This window comes from Halanaerobium congolense, assembly GCF_004366375.1.
In the GTDB taxonomy this organism is placed as follows: Bacteria; Bacillota; Halanaerobiia; order Halanaerobiales; family Halanaerobiaceae; genus Halanaerobium; species Halanaerobium congolense.
The window spans coordinates 13778-32497 of record NZ_SOEF01000020.1 but is presented as its reverse complement, the minus strand read 5'-3'; the positions used below and the strand labels follow the sequence as shown (position 1 = coordinate 32497).

Genomic DNA, 18720 nt, shown 5'->3' with positions numbered 1-18720 from the left:
AATCTTTAATGACGAACACAAGTTAATTTTTATTTTTAAAATAATTTATTTTAAAGAAAAAAATATCTACTCACATTAATATAAGTAGATATAAATGAGATGTTTTGTTTTTTAGCTGTTAATTATTGAGATTCAACGGTATTTAAATAAAAATAAAATTCACTACCTTCTCCTTCTCTACTTTTAACCTGAATTTCACTGCCATGCTGTTTTATAATATTTCGCACAATAGAAAGTCCAATTCCTGTTCCGCCAAAAGCTCGGCTGCGGGCTTTGTCAACTCGATAAAACCTTTCAAATATTCTTTCCTGATCAGCCTGTGGTATTCCCATACCATTATCTTTAATAGAAAAATAAACTTTATCATCTACTTGCCTTACTGTAATCTTTATTTTGCCTGCTCTAGGAGTATATTTAATAGCATTGTCAAATAAATTTATTAATACCTGCTTGATCTGCTCTCGCACCATATAAACAGGAGATAAATCATCTGCTATTTCAAATTGAAGTTCAATTTCTTTTTTTTCAGCATTTTTTTCCATTAACTTTATAACTTTATTTAATACATTTTTAAAGCTGCCTGGTTTCAAATCAAATGTGTGGGATTCTATTTCTGATAAATTTAACAAATCTTTAATTAAAATTGAAAGTCTATCAGCTTCTTCTTTAATAATTTTCAAGAATTTATTTCTTATTTCTGGATCTTCAACATCACTTTCTAAAAGTGTATCTAAATATCCTACAATTGATGTTAAAGGAGTTCTCAACTCATGAGATACATTTGCAACAAAATCATTACGAACTGTTTCTAATTTTCTTAATTCAGTTATATCTGTAAGTACAATTACTCCTCCAGTTATTTTATCTTCTTCATCTAACAAAGGGATAAATGTAGCTTGGATAATTTTTTGTTCAGGATTTTTATATTTGATTTCCCGCTTAATACTTTTTTTTGTATCAAAAGCTCTTTGTAAATACATCTCTATTCTATGACTAAAAAGTGTGGTGAGTAAGTCTTTACCTTCAATTTTTTCAGCTTCGATATTAAAGATCCTACTGGCAGCGGGATTAATTAAGGTTATTTCACCATCTTTATCAACAGCAATCACACCATCTACCATACTTTCTAATATTGCTTCTATTCTGTTTTTTTCCTGTGATATTTCAGTAACCTTATCTTCAAGCTCATCAGCCATATAATTAAACATCCGTGCCAATTTTTCAATCTCACTGTTATATTTTCTAACTGGTATCCGTTGTGTTAAATCACCTTCAGAAATTTTTTCTGCAGTTTCTGTTACTGTTTCCAGTGGTTTTACAATACTATAAGTTAACCGCCACCCCAAAATAATTGTTATAAATGCAAGAATCACAAAAAAGAATAAATAACTTTTAATATCCTCAACTAATACACCTCTAATAAATGAAAGTGGGCGAGCAGTTCTTAAAATGCCAATTATTTCTCCATCAGAATTAATTGGAACTGCATAATAGAGCATTTTTTCGCCAATTGTTTCACTATAACGGATTTCATTACCAAAATCATTACTCCTAACAGCCTGAACAACCTCAGGCCGATTACGGTGATTATCCATTTCAGATATTTCATAATGTGAATCTGCCAGTACTCGTCCATCTGCAGCAATAATAGTAATTCTAGTTTCGGAATCATCTGACCAATCAGCTGCTTTTTCTTCTAAATTTGGGCTAAAATTTTTTATTTCACTTTCTTCTATATTATTTAACATTAGCTGAGAGTAATGTTCTAAACTAATTTTTTCCTGTTCTAAATAAAATTCTCTATGATTAATACTAAAATAATAAAAACTTAGACCAATTATTAAAAGTTGAATAACAATAAAGATAACACTTAAGCGATTTTTAATTCCAATCTTATTCCATTTTAACAAATTTATATCCCACCCCTCTAACAGTAGCAATATAATCAGAATTTAATTTTTTCCTAATTCTTCTAATGTGAACATCTACTGTCCTGGTATCTCCAGCATATTCATAGCCCCATATTTTTTCTAAAAGCAAATCGCGACTTAACACTCTCCCCTGATTAATAATTAAATATCTAAGCAGTTCAAATTCTTTCGGAGTTAAAATTATTTTTTGGCCTTCATAAATAACCTCATGTCTTGAAATATCAATTTTAATTTTATCGACTTCAATTATCTCATCTTTAATCTTTTCGTCATCTACTCTATATTCTTTAATTCTTCTGAAAATAGCCTTAATTCGCGCTACTAGTTCTCGCGGGCTGAACGGTTTTGTCATATAATCATCTGCCCCCATCTCCAGACCAAGAATTCTTTCAACTTCTTCTCCTTTGGCAGTCAGCATTATTATTGGGATCTGGCGCAATTCTTCACTACTTCTCATTCTCCTGCAGACTTCCATTCCATCAATTTCAGGTAACATTAAATCTAAAACTACCAGATCAATTTCTTCAGAAAGTTTTGCCATCGCCTCTTTACCATCTGCTGCAGTTTCAACTTCATATCCTGCATTTTCAACATTAAATTTAATTAATTCCCTAATATTTTTTTCATCTTCAACTACAAGAATTTTATCCATTATAAATCCTCCTGGATTGTTGTGGTTAATTTAGTTAAGTCACTATCTCCATTATAGCAAAAAGAGCCTCTCATAAAAAGGAGGCTCTAATCAAATAAGTCTATTTAAATGTTAAATCTTTGTAAATTTATACTACTTTTACATCATCTTCATAACTTTTTAGTTCTCTTTCTTCATATATTTCAATAATACTATGAGCGATATCAGCCATCTGATCACTAATATGTTCCATGCTATCCAATATTTCTAATAATAAAATTCCCGAATTAGGATCACAAGCCTTTTTATCTGCTCTTTTTATTCTACTGATATTTTCATTTCTAAATTGGATCTGCATTTCATCTAATCTCTCTTCAACCTCTAGAATCTCAGCTGCAATTTCTAAATCGTGAGTTTCAATTAATTCAACTGATTTATCTAATACATCACAAATGATCTCATAAACCTCTTCAATTGTATCCTGAGCATCTTTAGAAAACTCTAACCTATTATCTAAACGCTCTTCAATAAAATCAGTAATGTCATTTGCATCATCAGCAATACTTTCAATATCATCAACTACAGCAAAATATTTATCCAGAGTTCTAATATCAATATCATTTAACTGAGCCTGAGGAATTTTTTGAATAAAATACAATAATTCTTCTTCAACTTCGTTTACTATATCCTCATGTCTTTTAATCTTTTTGATGACATCTCCGTCACTATCTAGAAAACCTTTAACAGAATCACAAACCATATCAGATGCTATGCCGTGCATATACACAATTTCTTTTTTAACCTGATCAATAGCCACATAAGGAGTGCTCAGCATTCTATCATCAATAAAGGTAGTTCCTCTAGTTAAAGTCAAATCTTCCCCTGGAATTATTTTCTTAACTAAATAGACCATAAAACCTGTAAATGGAAGCCAAACTAAAGTATTTATTACATTAAAGAAGGTATGAGTATTAGCAAGAAGCCTTTCTTCAGAAGGGTTCATCTGACCAAAAAGACCACTAATATCTCTAAGCAGGTTTTCTAACAACCCCCCAAAATTAGGAATAATATAAAGAAAAGCAATCATTATTGCTGCCCCTAAAACATTAAACAAAAAATGCGCTGCTGCTGCTCTTTTAGCAGTCAAACTAGCTCCGATTGCTGATAAAATTGCAGTCACAGTTGTACCAATGTTACTACCTAAAAGAATTGGAATTGCAGCTTCATAATGAATTACTCCTGCTGTAACTAAACCTAACAAAATACCAAATGAAGCTGAACTACTTTGAATTGCAACTGTGACAATAATACCAGTTAAGATACCTAGAATTGGATATTTCGAAAAGTTTTCCATCCAATCAATAAAAACTGGGGAATTCTCTAGAGGGGCCATAGTATCTCCCATCGTTTCCAAACCTAAAAATAGTAGTCCAAAGCCAAGTAAAATTTGGCCAATATACTGAAACTTTTTGCTTTTAGAAAATAAATATGTAAAAGCACCTATTGCAATAGCATGGAAGGCGTAATCACCTAATTTAAAAGCAATTAACTGAGCAGTTACTGTAGTACCAATGTTGGCACCCATAATTACTCCAATTGACTGAAATAAAGTCATTAAACCAGCATTAACAAAACCAACAACCATTACTGTAGTAGCACTACTACTTTGAATAATTGAAGTAACTAAAGCCCCTACACCAACTCCCATTATAGGCTTTGAAGTCATGGCTGCTAAAAAATGACGTAGTCTTTTACCAGCTGTTTTTTGTAGACCCTCACTCATCTGTTTCATTCCATAAATAAAGAGTCCTAAACCACCCAGTAATCCTATAGCCATATCAAATCCCAAACCTATCTCTCCTTTCAAAATTTCAGATTATATTATTATTGTCTTACTAAATTATAGAATAATTGAATTAAATAATAACAGAAAAAAAGCAGCCAAATCAGGCTGCATATTAAATTCATCTACTCTATTTTAAATCAAAATCCAATCTTAACCTCATCGTCTTTAGATTTAATTATTACATTATCTGTCAGAAGATCTGAATAAGTATAAGATAAACGTCTGATTTGGTTGTGATCATTTATTCTCACTACAAAAACATTTTCATGAGTTTTTTCTAAAACACCTTCTTTTTCTACTGCTTTCCTTCTACCTCGATTTGCTTTAACACTAACTCGATGCCCAACATAAGATTTTACTTCTTTTTTTATTTTATCTAGAACATTTTCTTCCATTAAGAATCACCTCATTTTCAAAATAATTCAGATTTAGTATATCATAAGATTCTTAATTTAGCAAAGAGCTTAATCTAAAATTATAATTTCTAACCTGCTCTAACTAATAAACTTTAGCTGTTTTTTTACATTCTGCCAGCCCATCTGCTTTTATAACTGGAGGATCCAGCAGATAGTTACTGATTATCATTCTTAAGAAAATTTCTAATTCCTTCTGAAAGAAGTTTATGTTCCTGATTTGTTTCATAATTCATTCCCAAGCCCATTCGAACTCGGGCAGCAACAATGGCTCTTTCTTTAAAAATACTTGATCTATATGCAGCTTCCAGCACATATTTCAACTTTAACCAATCTCTCTCCTCCTCCCAAAAATTTTCTTGATTTTTAATGAATTACTTTGTCATTTTATAAATTCTATTGCTGATAGAAATCATCTCAAAAATCGAGAGCTTCTCCCCTCTCTTTTTGAGCCCGATACCTTCATCTTCTAAAGCTTTAGTTACAAGATCACGGTCAAGATTTATAACAGCAGATTTACTAAGGCTGTTGCGCAGAGTTTTTCGTCGCTGCTGAAATATTGATTTAACAATTTGAAAAAAAAACTCTTTATTTACTATCTCTTCCTGATAAATATTTTCCGCATAAGGTGATAAGCTGACAATAACTGAGTCAACATCAGGCTGGGGAATAAAAACAGATGAAGGGACCTGATGCACAATTTCAGGCTGCATATGATATTGGACTGCCACACTTAGAGAACCAAATTTTTTAGTTTCTGGACCAGCACAGATTCTTTCTCCTACTTCTTTCTGTACCATAAAAACCAGCTGTTCCAGTTCGATTTCACTTTCTAAAACTCCCATAATAATTGGAGTGGTCACATAATAAGGAAGGTTAGCAATCAGCTTTATTTTTCTATTTTCTGAATTATATTCAGCTGCTATTTCTTTCCAGTTAATCTTTAGTGCATCCTGATTAAGCAGAGTTAACTTTTTCTCCTCAGCAAAAATATCTTTTAATACTTCAACCATGGCAGCATCTTTTTCAACTGCTAATAATTTACCGCTAGTTAGTTTTTCTAAAACTGCCTGAGTTAAAGAACCAATACCAGGCCCAATTTCGATAATAAATTCATCACCATCTATAGCTGAGGCAGATGTAATAATATCAATAATATTTGAATCAACCAGAAAATTTTGCCCTAAACTTTTTTTTAAACTTAAATTATGTTCTCTAAGAATCTTTTTTGTTGCCGAAGGTGTTGCAATTTTATTTTCCATATTAATTTCAATCATCCTCAATTAATTATATATTTGTTATAATTTTATTATACTACTTCAATCCAGGCAAAAATTATAGATTAATAACTTTTTCTGCTAACCGATGGGTTAAAAGGTCAGCTGCCACTTCTTTCTTGTTATTTTCACACACCTTTACTCGCTTTAAAAATTCGTTAATCATATCTACAAAGCCACGATCATAACCCATTTTATTCCAGCCTGCAGTCTGCGAAAGTTTTTGCCCTCCATCAGAATAATCAATAATCTGAGTTATATTTTTAATTCTCTTTTTTTGCTTAAAACCCATTACCTCAACTGTTTCTTCTGTAATTGCATTATCACGGTTCATAATTCCAACAGCAGTATTTTCTTTATTTTTTAAAGTCAAAATAGACTGGATCAGTTTATCATCTCTCATTATTTTATCAACATTAATATTATCTAAATCTACTTCCCCAAGCAAATAAGATATTGTATCAATTACATGAATAAAATCATCCATAATAAATTTTCGTACTTCACCCGGTTGATAGGTGCGATTTTTTTCCATTATTATTGTTTTGGGAGCTTCAATTTCTACAAGCGAACGATAAGTTGGTACATAGCGCCTATTAAAACCTGTCATTAGAATTACTCCATTTTTTTCAGCAAGTTTAATAAGTTCTTCAGTTTGCTCTAAATGATAGGTCATAGGTTTATCTACAAAAGTAGAAATTTTTTCCTGTAGTAGTTTTTTTGCTATTTCATAATGAGCCTGAGTTGCTGTGTGGACAAATGCTGCATCTAAATCCTCTTTTAACAAATCATCTACTGAACTATACAATTTACTGACTCTATATTTTTTGCCAAGCTGTTTAAGAGTACTTTCTGTTCTAGTACAAAAATATGGTTCAACTTTTTCCATCTGAGTAATTAAAGGCAGATATGCTTTTTGAGCTATATCTCCCAGTCCAATAATCCCAATTTTCATTTTAAATTCCTCCCAAATTAACTTTTTAGAATTCATTCTAAATCAAATTAAAAATTATAAATTCGTTCAGCATTTTCAGTTGTTATTTCTCCCATTTTTTCAGCACTAATCTGCTTAATCTCTGCAGCTTTGTTGACAATATGCTCTAAATATGCAGGTTCATTTCTTTTTCCCCTATGAGGTGCCGGGGTTAAGTAAGGAGCATCAGTCTCCAGCAAAATTCTATTCAGCGGCATTTTTTTCAAAGCATCTCTGATCGGCTGAGCACTATTAAAAGTTATTAAACCACCAAAAGCTACATAATAATCTCTTTTTATTATTTCTTCAATTTCCTCCAGGCCATAAGCATAACAGTGAAAAATTAGATTCTGAGCAAAGTCAGCCGTCTGATCTAAAATTTCTAAAGTCTCTGCTGCTGCCTCACGTGAATGAATTACTACTGGCAGCTTTAGTTCTAAAGCTAGATTAAGCTGTTTTTTAAAAGCTTCTTTTTGAATTTTCCGCGGAGAATTATCATAATAAAAATCTAATCCACACTCCCCAATTGCTTTGACTTTTGGAGAAGAAGCTAAAATTTTGAGTTCAGCTAGACTCTTTTCATTGACTGTATCTGCTTCATGAGGATGAATCCCGACTGAGGCATAAACATCACCATATTTCTCGGCCAGTTTCACTGCCCTCCTGCTTCCTTCTAAATCTGCACCAATATTAACTATTTTATCTACTCCAATTTTCCTTGCTCTATTAAAAACTTCTTCTCGATCCTGATTATAGTCATCAAAATCAAGATGAGCATGGGTATCTATTAAACGCAAGTTTTTTCCTCCTAGTTAATTTTTAAGTTTTAGTTATATTCTAAGTTATAATTAATCATCTTTATTATATCACTAGAACTTAAAAAATAAAATAATATCAGAAAAAACTTAATTTACTTATCAAGAGGTATAAAAGCTAATTAAATTGTTTTTAGCTAATTTCTCGGCTTTAACTGTTTATTTCTCTACCCTTTGGTGGTATAATAAAAGTCAGTGTTTTAAAATAGGAGTGAAATTAATGGAAAGAGAAATATATTTAGATAATGCTGCAACTACTAAGGCTCTGCCAGAAGTAACTGCAGCTGTTGTTGATGCTTTAGAAAATACTTATGCTAACCCATCTTCACTACACCGCTTTGGTTTAAAATCAGAGAAAATTTTAAATAACAGCAGAAAAATAATAACTGATTATTTGGGTGTCAAAACTAAAGAAATCATCTTTACTTCAGGTGGTACTGAGAGCAATAATCTTGCCATCAGAGGAATTACTAATTCTTATAAAAATAGAGGTAAACATTTAATCACCTCTCCTATCGAACATTCTTCTGTAGCTGAACTTTTTAATGTTCTCGCAACTGAAGGCTGGCAGATAGATACAGTTAATGTTGATCATGGTGGACATGTTGACCTTGACCACTTAAGATCATTAATTACTGATAAAACACTTTTGGTCAGTATTATGCAGGTTAATAATGAGTTGGGAACTATCCAGCCAATCAAAGAAATTGCTGAACTGATTGAAAGTATAAATCCCCTTATTTTTTTTCATGTTGATGGTGTTCAGGCTTTTGGAAAGATTTATAGTAATTTGAGCCAGTGGCCGGTAGATCTTTATTCAATCAGCGGCCACAAAATCCATGGTCCAAAAGGTATTGGCGCTCTCTATGTTAAAGAGGGGACAAACTTAAAACCACTAATTTATGGCGGTGGTCAGGAAAGCAAATTGCGTTCAGGCACAGAAAACGTTCCTGGAATTGCTGGTTTAGGAGAAGCTGTTAAAAAACTAACTCGTTTTTCAAAAGAAATTACAGCTGATAGATATTTAGCTCAGCAAAAAGAATATTTACTGGAATCTTTACAGCAAATTGAAGAGGTAGTAATCAACTCGCCTACTGCTGGAGCTCCCCATATTATTAACTTTTCAATACCTGGTATTAAAGGAGAAACTATGCTGCATGCATTAGAAAGACAGGGTATTTATATTTCAACCGGTTCAGCCTGCTCATCTAAGAAAAAAGGCAGTCGGATTATTAATGCCTGTGGTCTATCTCAGGCTAGAAGTGAAAGTGCCCTGAGGGTAAGTTTAAATAAAAATATTACAGATTCTGATCTAGACTATTTTATAAAAACTTTAAAAAAACAGATTGACTTTCTTAAACTTTTTTAATGAGGTGAAAAATTTTGTATGATTTAATAATTATTCGTTACGGAGAAATTGGCCTAAAAGGAGATAATATCAATGATTTTATCTCACAGCTGGTCTCAAATATTAAAAGAGCAACAGCCGATTTAGGAGATTTTGAAATCAGTACGGTCTATGGTCGAATTTTTCTTTATGCTGAAAGTGATAAAATCGAAAAAATTGTTGGGAGGCTGGCCAATGTTCCAGGAATTATATCATTAAGTCCAGCTCAAAGATTTAGAATTGGAAAAAAAGTAGCTAAATTTAATGAACAGGACTTTGAAAAATTGAAAGACAGCGTAGTTGAGCTTTTTAAAGCTGAAGTTAAGAATTATCCAACTACTTTCAAAGTAAAAACTACCAGAGCAGATAAGTCTTTCCCAATGGAAAGTCCAGAAATCAATCGCGAGCTGGGAGCAGAAATTTTAAGAAAAATAGAAAGTGACAGTGTTTCACTCAGTGTTGATGTTCATCAGCCTGAGCACCTGGTCGAAGTTGAAATTAGACGGGGAAAGGTTTATCTTTTTCTAAGGCGAGAAGCTGGCCCGGGTGGATTACCGGTTAAATCATCCGGAAAAGCATTACTTCTTCTCTCAGGTGGGATTGACAGTCCTGTTGCCGGTTGGCTTGGTTTAAAAAGAGGTTTATCTTTAAGTGCAGTCTACTTTGATTCTCCTCCCTATACATCAGAAAGAGCCAAAGAAAAGGTAATTGATCTAGCAAAGGTTTTAAGCCGTTATGGAGGAGAAATTAAACTTCATATTCCTTACTTTACAGAAGTTCAACAGGAAATATTAAAAAACTGCCCCAGTCGATATACTGTCACTATTATGAGGCGAATGATGATCAGGATTGCCAACAGACTGGCAGAGCTGAATAATGAGTTAGCTTTAGTGACCGGAGAAAGTCTGGGCCAGGTAGCAAGCCAGACTTTAGAAGGTCTGCGTTCATCTGATGAAGTAGCAGAGTTTCCGGTTTTACGTCCCTTAATTACCATGGATAAAAATGATATTATTGCTTCAGCCAAAAGAATCGGAACTTATGAAATTTCAATCAGGCCTCACGAAGACTGCTGTACAATTTTTGTGCCTGATAATCCTGCAACTCAGCCCAAACTTGATACTATTCACTATGGAGAAGAGGATTTAGAAATTGAAGAATTAATAAATCGAGCTGTAGAAAAAATGGAAGTTATTACAATCAACGAAGATGCAAAATAAGTCTGTTAACCACATTTCTTTCGCGGTCAAGAACGATATTTTTCAACTAATCCCTATTTAACAAGTTTTTTGACCGCCGGTGACAGAGTCCCTATTTTGCTCAACTTAATTTTTTGTATACTTACACTTAACTGATTGTCAATACTTTTTAACTGCTTTCTGAAAAACTTTCTATTACTTTATTATATTCTCCTTTAGCTTTGAGAATATGGCTTAAGATCTCTCTGACTGCCCCATCTCCACCCTTAAATTCAGATACTAGATCAGAAACTTCTTTAACCTCTGCAGCTGCATCTGCCGGACAGCCTGCAAATCTAGCCTCTTTCATTACTGATAAGTCATTTAAATCATCACCAAGATAGGCTAAATTCCCATAGCCAAAGTCGTTTTCTTTCATTAATTTTTCTAAAGCCGCTTTTTTATCCCTAACTCCCTGATAACATTCTTCTATCCCCAGCTCGGCCGCTCGACGGGCCACAACTTCAGAGTTTCTTCCGGTCATAATAATTACATCATATCCCATTTTAATCATTTGTACTATCATTAAGCCATCTTTAACATTAAATGCTTTAAATTCATTTTTACCATTATCTAAATAAATTTTACCATCTGTAAGAGTTCCATCAACATCTAAAAATATAGTATTAATATTCTTCACTCCTATCCCTCCATTTGTAAGCAAAATATTTGCAGACCAATTTAATTATATTTTTTTAGAAAGCATTCTGCAATGTTTAAAGCTATAACTATAACAACCCCCAGCCTTAAATTGAGGGTTATCTTAACAAAACGATTCTTTTAGATTATGTTTTTATTTTTTTCTTTTTTTAATTTCAAATTTGCTGCTTTTTCTGCCTGTTCTTTTTCTTTGGCTCGATAATTTAAATAGCCGGCTGAAATTATTAAAATTCCACCGAGTACTGAAAAAAGATCCGGAATTTCTTGAAATAAAAACAGACCAAAAATTGAAGAAAAAATAATATTAGCATAAGTATATATTGAAAGCTCTCCAGCTTCTGCATGACGATAAGCGTTTGTCATAAAAAGCTGGGCTGCTGCTGCAAATAAGCCTAAAGCAAGTAAAGCAACTGCCTGAACAGGACTTGGAATTACAAAACTACCACTAACCATAAATGGTATCATCGCCAAAGTTGAAAAAAAACTAAAATAAAATACCACTGTAGCTGCTGAATCAGTTTTACGCAGCTGCCTAACCACAGTATAGGCAATTCCTGCAAAAACACTTGACATTAAAGCAATCAAAGAAGGAATTAAATTTGAATCAAAACCGGGACGAATTACTAGAACAGCACCCATCACAGCAGTTATTAAAGCAGTAATCTGCTTTTTATTAATCTTCTCATTTAAAAATACAGCCGCAAAAACAACTACAAAAAATGGAGACATTTTATTTAAAATTACAGCATCTGAAAGCTTCATATTTGCCAGCGCATAAAAATAAGCTGCAATACCTAAAAGACCAAAAATACTCCTTAAAATTAAAAGCTTCTTATTATTACCAGTCAAAGAGCTTCCACTCTTTTTGACAAGACCAAAAGCTACAAAAATCCCAACCAGATTTCTAAAAAATATTTTTTCTGTTGTTGGCATATCACCTAAATATTTAACCGTGGCTGCCATTAGAGCAAAAAATAAAGATGATAAAAGTATATATGTTATCCCTTTTTTCCTATTTTCCATTTTTTTCACCTCTTATTATGATATTATAAACTTATAGAGTTATCAAAAATTACCAGAATAAAAACAACTATTTAATCCTATATAATAATGATATTCATTATCATTATTATATAGGTAATTATTTCTTATGTAAAGTAAAAACTTCACCAAATGGTGAAGTTTTTAAAAATAATTTTCAAATTTAATTTCTTTCATTTAAAGCTTCTTTCAATGTATACCAGGATAAAACCGCACATTTAACTCGAGCTGGCATGTTTGAAATATTCTTTAAAGCCATAGCATCTTTAAGCTTCCTTAACTCCTGAGGATCTTTTATATCTTTTTTGATCATAGCAATAAAAGTCTCCACAAGTTCCAATGCTTCCTCAATACTTTTACCTTTAATTAAATCAATCATTATTGAAGTTGAAGCCTGAGATATTGCACAGCCGCTACCTGTAAAAGCTGCATCACTAATTATATCTTCATCAAACTTCAATTCTAATGTTATATCATCTCCACAACTTGGATTATGACCATGTTCACTAAGATCTGCACCTTCTAAAGAATGTTTGTTGCGGCTATTTTTATTATGCTCCATTATTAATTCTGTATAGACTGAATTAAGATCCATATCCAAAAACCTCCCTTACTTTATCCAGGGATTCTATGAATTTATCCACTTCTGCTTTAGTATTGTAGAGATAAAAGCTGATACGGCCTGTAGAATTAAGCTGATAAAATTTCATTAAAGGTTGAGCACAGTGATGACCTGAACGGATAGCAATTCCTTCACTATCAACTATGGTAGCCAGGTCATGAGAATGAATATCCCTTAAATTGAATGAAATAATTCCTCCACGATCTTCTAAGTCAGTAGGACCTGCTATTTCAACATAATCAAGCTCCCCCATTTTCTCAAGAGCGTATTCAGTTAGCTCAAGCTCGTGTTCTTTTATTTTATCAAGTCCTATATCTTCTAAATATTCTATTGCCGCTTGAAGCCCGACCGCTCCTTCAACATTAGGCGTTCCTGCTTCAAATTTTTCTGGAAGTGGTGCATAGGTAGAATCCTGTTCTTTTACATATTCTATCATACCTCCACCTTTTAGAAAAGGAGGTAATTCTTCTAAAAGAGCCTTTTTACCATAGAGAACTCCAATCCCCATTGGTGCCAACATCTTATGACCTGAAAAAGCATAAAAATCAGCATCTAAAGCTCTAACATCGGTTTTAAGGTGAGGAGCACCCTGAGCACCATCCACAACAACTAAGGCATCATTTTGGTGTGCTAATTCTATCATCTCTTTTACAGGATTAATAACCCCACTCACATTTGACATCTGAGAAATACTTAAAATTTTTGTTTTTTCATTTAATTTTTCTCTAAGTTCTGACAGCTGAATTCTATAATTTTGGTCAGGATATAAATATTTTAGTTTTAGATTTTTTCTCTCTGCCAGCTGCTGCCAAGGAAGAATATTACTGTGATGTTCTAAAACAGAAATTAAAATTTCATCTCCCTCTTCAACCAATGCCTCCATACTATTTGCTAATAAATTTAAAGACTCAGTTGTATTTCTAGTAAAAATAATTTCCTCTGATTTTTCTGCATTAATAAAATCTTTAACTTTTTCTCTAGCATTTTCATAGGCTTCGGTAGCACGAATGCTTAAAGTATGGGCGCCACGGTGAGGATTGGCATTAATTGTCCGGTTATAATTATCTACTGCATCCAAAACTGATTCCGGCTTTTGAGTTGTAGCAGCATTATCAAAATAAATTAAGTCTTTACCATTTATCTGCTGGTTTAAGATAGGAAAATCATCCTTATATTTTGGGGCAAATTTATCACTTAAACTATTTTCTTTAACTGCGTATTCTTGTTTTGACTTCATTAATAACACTTCCTTTAAGGTCATTAAGAGGTATCTTATCAAAAACAGGATTAAAAGCAGCCTCCACCATTAACTGTTTTGCTTCTGCTTTACTCATACCTCTACTCATCAAATAAAAGAGACGCTGTTCATCAATTTGACCTGCACTGACCGCGTGCTCACCTTCAACATTATCTTCTTCAGAAAACAAAGCCGGAATAGAATCAGAATCAACTGTTTTATCCAAAAGTAACACTTCTTCTTTTTCAGTGCCTTTGGCCTGACCTGCACCTTTTTGGAAATATAAATCTCCTCTGAATACTTTCTGAGCCCTATCTTTTAAAACACCCCTACTTTCAATCTCACTGCTGCTGTGGCGGCCCTGGTGATTCATCTTAAATCCTAAATCCAGTTTACGATCTCCATCAGCAAAATATACTGAACTGATGCTGGCTCTACTGCCATCATCAATTAAGGTGTTCTCATTATTTGTAACAGAATTTCTAGCTCCAAGTTCAATTGGAATCCAATTTAGTTCTCCCTGATTGGACACAAGAGAAATATTACTGTCAAAATTATCACTTTGATCATTAAAACGCTGAACCTTTATAATATTTAAAACAGCATTTTCTTTAACAATTACTCTAGTTAAACCATTATGGAAAGCAGCTAATTCCTGATCCTTCATTCGATAATCAATAACAATAGTTAATTTAGAGTTTTCTTCAGCTACAATTAAATTGTTATCAATTAAAACAGGATTTTCTTTGTCTAATTCATAAAATATTTCTACAGGTAATTTTAGTTCTGTATTTCTAGGAACTTTAATAAATAAGCCTGTATTATAAAAGGCATCAACCATAGATAAATATTTCTCATCAAGACCCTGATTACCTTTTTTAACTTTTTTACCTTTAAATTCCTCTAAATAGTTTAAAATTTCTTCTTCATTATTTAGATTATCTGTCATTTTTTTAAGCACAATTTGACTTTGCCACTTTTTTTCTTTAAGATATTCTTTATTATAAGGGCTGTATTCAGGAAATTGATAGTTAAACAAATTTATTCTATTAAAATCACTTTTAGTCAATTTTTCAAAAACTTTAAAACTATCTCTTCTTTTACTGCTGAGTAGTTTTGATTGACCAGTGGTTAAGTTATCAACTAATTTTTTATTATACATCTTATTATCACCTATCCTATAGTTCCTTCAAGTTCAAGGTTAATTAGATTGTTTAATTCAACTGCATATTCTAACGGCAGTTCACTAGCAATTGGTTCCACAAATCCACGCACAATCATTGCTTTTGCCTCTTCTTCACTTATTCCTCTGCTCATCAGATAGAAGATAGCTTCTTCACTTATTCGACCAACTTTTGCTTCATGACCAATATCAATATCATCAGTCTGCAATTTCATAATCGGTAAAGTATCTGATTTAGATTCATTATCCAGCATCAGTGACTCACAGGCAACTGATGCTTTAGCACCATGAGCATTCTCAGTTACTTTAAGCAGACCTCTATAGTATGCATGTCCCCCATCTTTAGCAATTGAGCGAGAATTAACAGTTGAAGTTGTGTTAGGAGCCGCATGTATAACCTGAGCTCCAGTATCTAAATACTGTCCTTCAGCAGCAAATGTAACTCCGGTAAATTCAGCTCTTGCTCTTGCTCCTTTTAAAATACTCATTGGATAAAGCATTGAAACCTTAGAACCAAATGATCCAGAAACCCATTCAATTACTCCATCTTCTTCAACTAAAGCCCTTTTTGTATTTAGATTATACATATTCCTCGACCAATTCTCAATAGTACTGTATCTTAATTTAGCACCTTTATTTATAAATAATTCTACAGCACCTGCATGAAGATTATTAACAGAATATTTTGGGGCTGAGCAGCCTTCAATAAAGTGAGCATTTGCTCCTTCTTCTAAAATTATAAGAGTATGCTCAAACTGTCCAGATCCTGGTGCATTCTGGCGGAAATAGGACTGCAGAGGAATATCCACATCTACTCCAGCCGGAACATAAACAAATGAACCACCTGACCAGACAGCTCCATGCAGAGCTGAAAATTTATGATCGTTTGGTGTGATTAATTTCATAAAGTGGTCCTTAACTAAATCTTCATGTTTTTTAACAGCGTTTTCCATATCCATATAAATGACACCCTGTTCAACCATCTCTTCTTTTAAGTTGTGGTATACAACCTCAGAATCATATTGAGCCCCGACTCCGGCTAAAGACTCTTTTTCTGCCTCTGGAATTCCCAAAGCATCAAATGTATCTTTAATCTCATCCGGAACCTGATCCCAATCACTCTGAAGATCTGCATCAGGTCGAACATAGGTAATTATATTTTCCATATCTAAATCTGAAATATCCGCTCCCCAGGTAGGAATTTCTTTTTTCTTATATATTTCTAAAGCCTTAAGTCTAAATTCGAGCATCCATTTTGGCTCTTTTTTTTCTCGTGAGATTTCCTTAATTACCTCAGGAGTTAAACCCTTAGCTGATTGATAACGGTGTTTTGATTCGTTTTTTTTATCATGAAGACTGCGGTCAATATCTTTGACTTCTGTCTTTTCGTTCATCTAAAAAACCTCCTAATAAACTAACAATTAGTTTTAGAATTACTTTCATCTAAGATTTCTTCCTTATATTCTGAATAACCTTCTTTTTCAATTAATCTAGCCAATTCCATATCCCCTGATTTAGCAATCTTTCCATCAACTAAAACATGAACATAATCCGGTTTTATATAATCTAAAATTTGATTATGGTGAGTTATTATTATCATTGCATTATCTTCAGAAGCTAGTTTCTTAATTCCTTCAGCAACTGTTTTGGTAGCGTCTACATCAAGGCCAGAGTCTGTTTCATCTAAAATAGCCAACTTTGGCTCCAGAACTGCCATCTGTAAAATTTCATTCTTCTTCTTCTCTCCACCAGAAAAACCTTTGTTTAAATAACGGTCTGCATAAGACAGGTCAATATCAAGCAGGTTCATCTTTTCTTCTAATAAAAATTTAAAATCAAAAATACTCTGCTGTTCACCGCTTACTGCAGTTTTGGCTGTGCGAAGGAAATTTTCTACAGTTACTCCCGGGATTTCCTGAGGATACTGAAATGATAAGAAAATACCCTTTTTCGCTCTTTTATCTACTGCTAGATCATTAATTTTTTCACCTTCAAATTCAATTTCTCCATTTATAATTTCATGTTCTGGATGACCCATTAAAACATTTGCCAAAGTTGATTTTCCAGCCCCATTAGGGCCCATAATTACATGTATTTCACCTTTATTAACCTCTAAATCAATTCCATTTAAAATGTTTTGGTCTTCAACTTTAGATTTCAAATCAGATATTTTTAGCAGTTTTTTATCCATAATCTATGTCATCTCCTTTATTAAAGTAATCTGCTCAGCATTGTGCTATTTATATCCTACAACATTACTCAACTTTAGTCAAGGATTTTGTTAAAAAAGTAATTAAATTTACAAAAAAAGTGATGACACTGGTCATCAGGAAAAAAATTCCATAAATTCAAGCATCATCACGATTAATTTTAGATTTCTTTTTCAATATACTTTTTTCGAAAGAGCAGTCTTAAAACCACATATAAAGGAACAGCTGTTAAGGCCCCAATAAAACCAAATAAATAGACACCAGATAATACTACAAATAATACTACTATTGGATGGATTTCCAGTCTTCTCCCCTGTACCAGAGGCCTAATGACATTTCCTTCAAGATACTGTGCTATTAAAATAATTGCTAAAACTCCTAAAAATAAAAACCAACTATTCGTAACAGCTACAAAAACCGCAGGTAGACTACCAAAAAATGGTCCAATAATCGGAATTAAAGAAGTAATCATTGCAATTACCGCTAAGGCCACAGCATTTGGCAAACCAATTATTAAAAATCCGATAAACATTACTAAACCCAAAAAGAAAGCAACAACCAGCTGAGAACTAATAAAAGTTTCTAATAAATGATCAACTTCTTCCGCCAATTTTTCTATCTTTCTTTTTTTAGATTCTGGAACAACTTTCATAAAATTATTAAATATTTTTTGATCATCTTTTAGCAAATAAAAGACAATGAAAGGAATCAATACAATTATCAGGCCAAAGTTAGTGATTGAACTAAAAATCCCCATATAATTATAGGAAGAAATTTTCTGAGCTAAGTTATTAGCATAGGAAAATATTCTATCCCGTAAATTTAATTCTTCTAAAAAAGCATTATCAAAATTTATATATTCTTTTAAACGTTCTATTATAGTTAAAATAAAATTGTAAATATAATTATAATTACCACTTAAGCTCTGACTTACTTCTTTACCCTGTTCATAAATAATGCTTCCTCCAAAATAAAAAACAATAGTTAAAATAGCAAGAACAATAATTAATGAGATTACTATTGATAAAGATTTACTTTTTATCCATTTATTTAAAAATCTAACAAGCGGCCTCATTAAATAATAAAAAAAAGAACTAAATAACAAAGGCAGCAAAATGAAACTCATTACTGAAGTTAAAGGTACAGTAAAATATGGTATTTGACCTAAAAGAAATATTATAACTAGTATTATAATTACAGCATGTCCTGTTTTAAAAAAATACTCATTTAACATATGGATCTCCCCTAATATTATTTTA

At 32.5% G+C, this 18720-nt stretch carries 18 protein-coding genes; 2 read left to right on the top strand and 16 right to left on the bottom strand.

Going from position 1 to position 18720, the window contains the following annotated elements; genetic code table 11:
* Positions 1–122: 122 nt before the first annotated feature.
* From pnpS to C7954_RS08315, 8 genes are all read right to left on the bottom strand, one after another.
* On the bottom strand, positions 123–1910 hold the full coding sequence (pnpS, locus tag C7954_RS08345; RefSeq protein WP_134059530.1) for a two-component system histidine kinase PnpS: 1788 nt from the start codon (positions 1908–1910) through the stop codon (positions 123–125).
* On the bottom strand, positions 1894–2583 hold the full coding sequence (locus C7954_RS08340; RefSeq protein WP_134059527.1) for a response regulator: 690 nt from the start codon (positions 2581–2583) through the stop codon (positions 1894–1896). Before C7954_RS08340 ends, pnpS begins: the two co-directional genes overlap by 17 nt.
* 127 nt (positions 2584–2710) lie before the next feature.
* Entirely contained in the window at positions 2711–4411 is a 1701-nt protein-coding gene (locus tag C7954_RS08335; protein WP_134059524.1) for a Na/Pi cotransporter family protein, read from the bottom strand.
* Positions 4412–4545: 134 nt separating this feature from the next.
* A complete protein-coding gene (locus C7954_RS08330) occupies positions 4546–4803 on the bottom strand; it encodes a Veg family protein (RefSeq protein WP_073161040.1) in 258 nt (85 codons plus the stop codon).
* A gap of 176 nt (positions 4804–4979) precedes the next feature.
* Positions 4980–5144, bottom strand: a complete 165-nt coding sequence (locus tag C7954_RS13665; RefSeq protein WP_166667700.1) for a hypothetical protein — start codon at positions 5142–5144, stop codon at positions 4980–4982.
* Between the two features lie 51 nt (positions 5145–5195).
* The gene (gene rsmA / locus C7954_RS08325; RefSeq protein ID WP_134059521.1) at positions 5196–6083 is read right to left on the bottom strand and encodes a 16S rRNA (adenine(1518)-N(6)/adenine(1519)-N(6))-dimethyltransferase RsmA; all 888 of its coding nucleotides are present in this window, start codon (positions 6081–6083) and stop codon (positions 5196–5198) included.
* 73 nt (positions 6084–6156) lie between these two features.
* Entirely contained in the window at positions 6157–7053 is an 897-nt protein-coding gene (locus tag C7954_RS08320; RefSeq protein ID WP_134059518.1) for a Gfo/Idh/MocA family protein, read from the bottom strand.
* 47 nt (positions 7054–7100) lie between these two features.
* Positions 7101–7868, bottom strand: a complete 768-nt coding sequence (locus C7954_RS08315; RefSeq protein WP_089717693.1) for a TatD family hydrolase — start codon at positions 7866–7868, stop codon at positions 7101–7103.
* 238 nt (positions 7869–8106) lie between these two features.
* Between C7954_RS08315 and C7954_RS08310 the strand changes: the two genes are divergently transcribed.
* Together C7954_RS08310 and thiI are read left to right on the top strand one after the other, a co-directional pair.
* Positions 8107–9255, top strand: coding sequence for a cysteine desulfurase family protein (locus C7954_RS08310; protein WP_089717695.1), 1149 nt, complete (start codon positions 8107–8109; stop codon positions 9253–9255).
* 14 nt (positions 9256–9269) lie between these two features.
* The gene (gene thiI / locus C7954_RS08305) at positions 9270–10490 is read left to right on the top strand and encodes a tRNA uracil 4-sulfurtransferase ThiI (protein ID WP_134059515.1); all 1221 of its coding nucleotides are present in this window, start codon (positions 9270–9272) and stop codon (positions 10488–10490) included.
* 148 nt (positions 10491–10638) lie between these two features.
* On the opposite strand, the gene C7954_RS08300 is transcribed toward thiI, so the two are convergent.
* From C7954_RS08300 to C7954_RS08265, 8 genes are all read right to left on the bottom strand, one after another.
* Positions 10639–11148: a KdsC family phosphatase gene (locus tag C7954_RS08300; RefSeq protein ID WP_073159983.1), complete on the bottom strand. Its 510-nt coding sequence runs from the start codon at positions 11146–11148 to the stop codon at positions 10639–10641.
* Between the two features lie 140 nt (positions 11149–11288).
* The gene (locus C7954_RS08295) at positions 11289–12191 is read right to left on the bottom strand and encodes a DMT family transporter (RefSeq protein ID WP_073159981.1); all 903 of its coding nucleotides are present in this window, start codon (positions 12189–12191) and stop codon (positions 11289–11291) included.
* Positions 12192–12372: 181 nt separating this feature from the next.
* Positions 12373–12804, bottom strand: a complete 432-nt coding sequence (gene sufU, locus C7954_RS08290) for a Fe-S cluster assembly sulfur transfer protein SufU (RefSeq protein ID WP_073159980.1) — start codon at positions 12802–12804, stop codon at positions 12373–12375.
* Positions 12794–14068 carry a cysteine desulfurase gene (locus tag C7954_RS08285; protein WP_089717700.1) on the bottom strand — a complete coding sequence of 425 codons (1275 nt, stop codon included), beginning with the start codon at positions 14066–14068 and terminating at the stop codon, positions 12794–12796. Before C7954_RS08285 ends, sufU begins: the two co-directional genes overlap by 11 nt.
* Positions 14040–15230, bottom strand: a complete 1191-nt coding sequence (gene sufD / locus C7954_RS08280) for a Fe-S cluster assembly protein SufD (RefSeq protein ID WP_089717702.1) — start codon at positions 15228–15230, stop codon at positions 14040–14042. Before sufD ends, C7954_RS08285 begins: the two co-directional genes overlap by 29 nt.
* 11 nt (positions 15231–15241) lie before the next feature.
* Positions 15242–16645: a Fe-S cluster assembly protein SufB gene (gene sufB / locus C7954_RS08275; RefSeq protein ID WP_073159977.1), complete on the bottom strand. Its 1404-nt coding sequence runs from the start codon at positions 16643–16645 to the stop codon at positions 15242–15244.
* 20 nt (positions 16646–16665) lie between these two features.
* On the bottom strand, positions 16666–17442 hold the full coding sequence (gene sufC, locus C7954_RS08270) for a Fe-S cluster assembly ATPase SufC (protein WP_073159976.1): 777 nt from the start codon (positions 17440–17442) through the stop codon (positions 16666–16668).
* A 179-nt stretch (positions 17443–17621) separates the two neighbouring features.
* Positions 17622–18695, bottom strand: a complete 1074-nt coding sequence (locus C7954_RS08265; protein WP_133505782.1) for an AI-2E family transporter — start codon at positions 18693–18695, stop codon at positions 17622–17624.
* Positions 18696–18720: the final 25 nt, after the last annotated feature.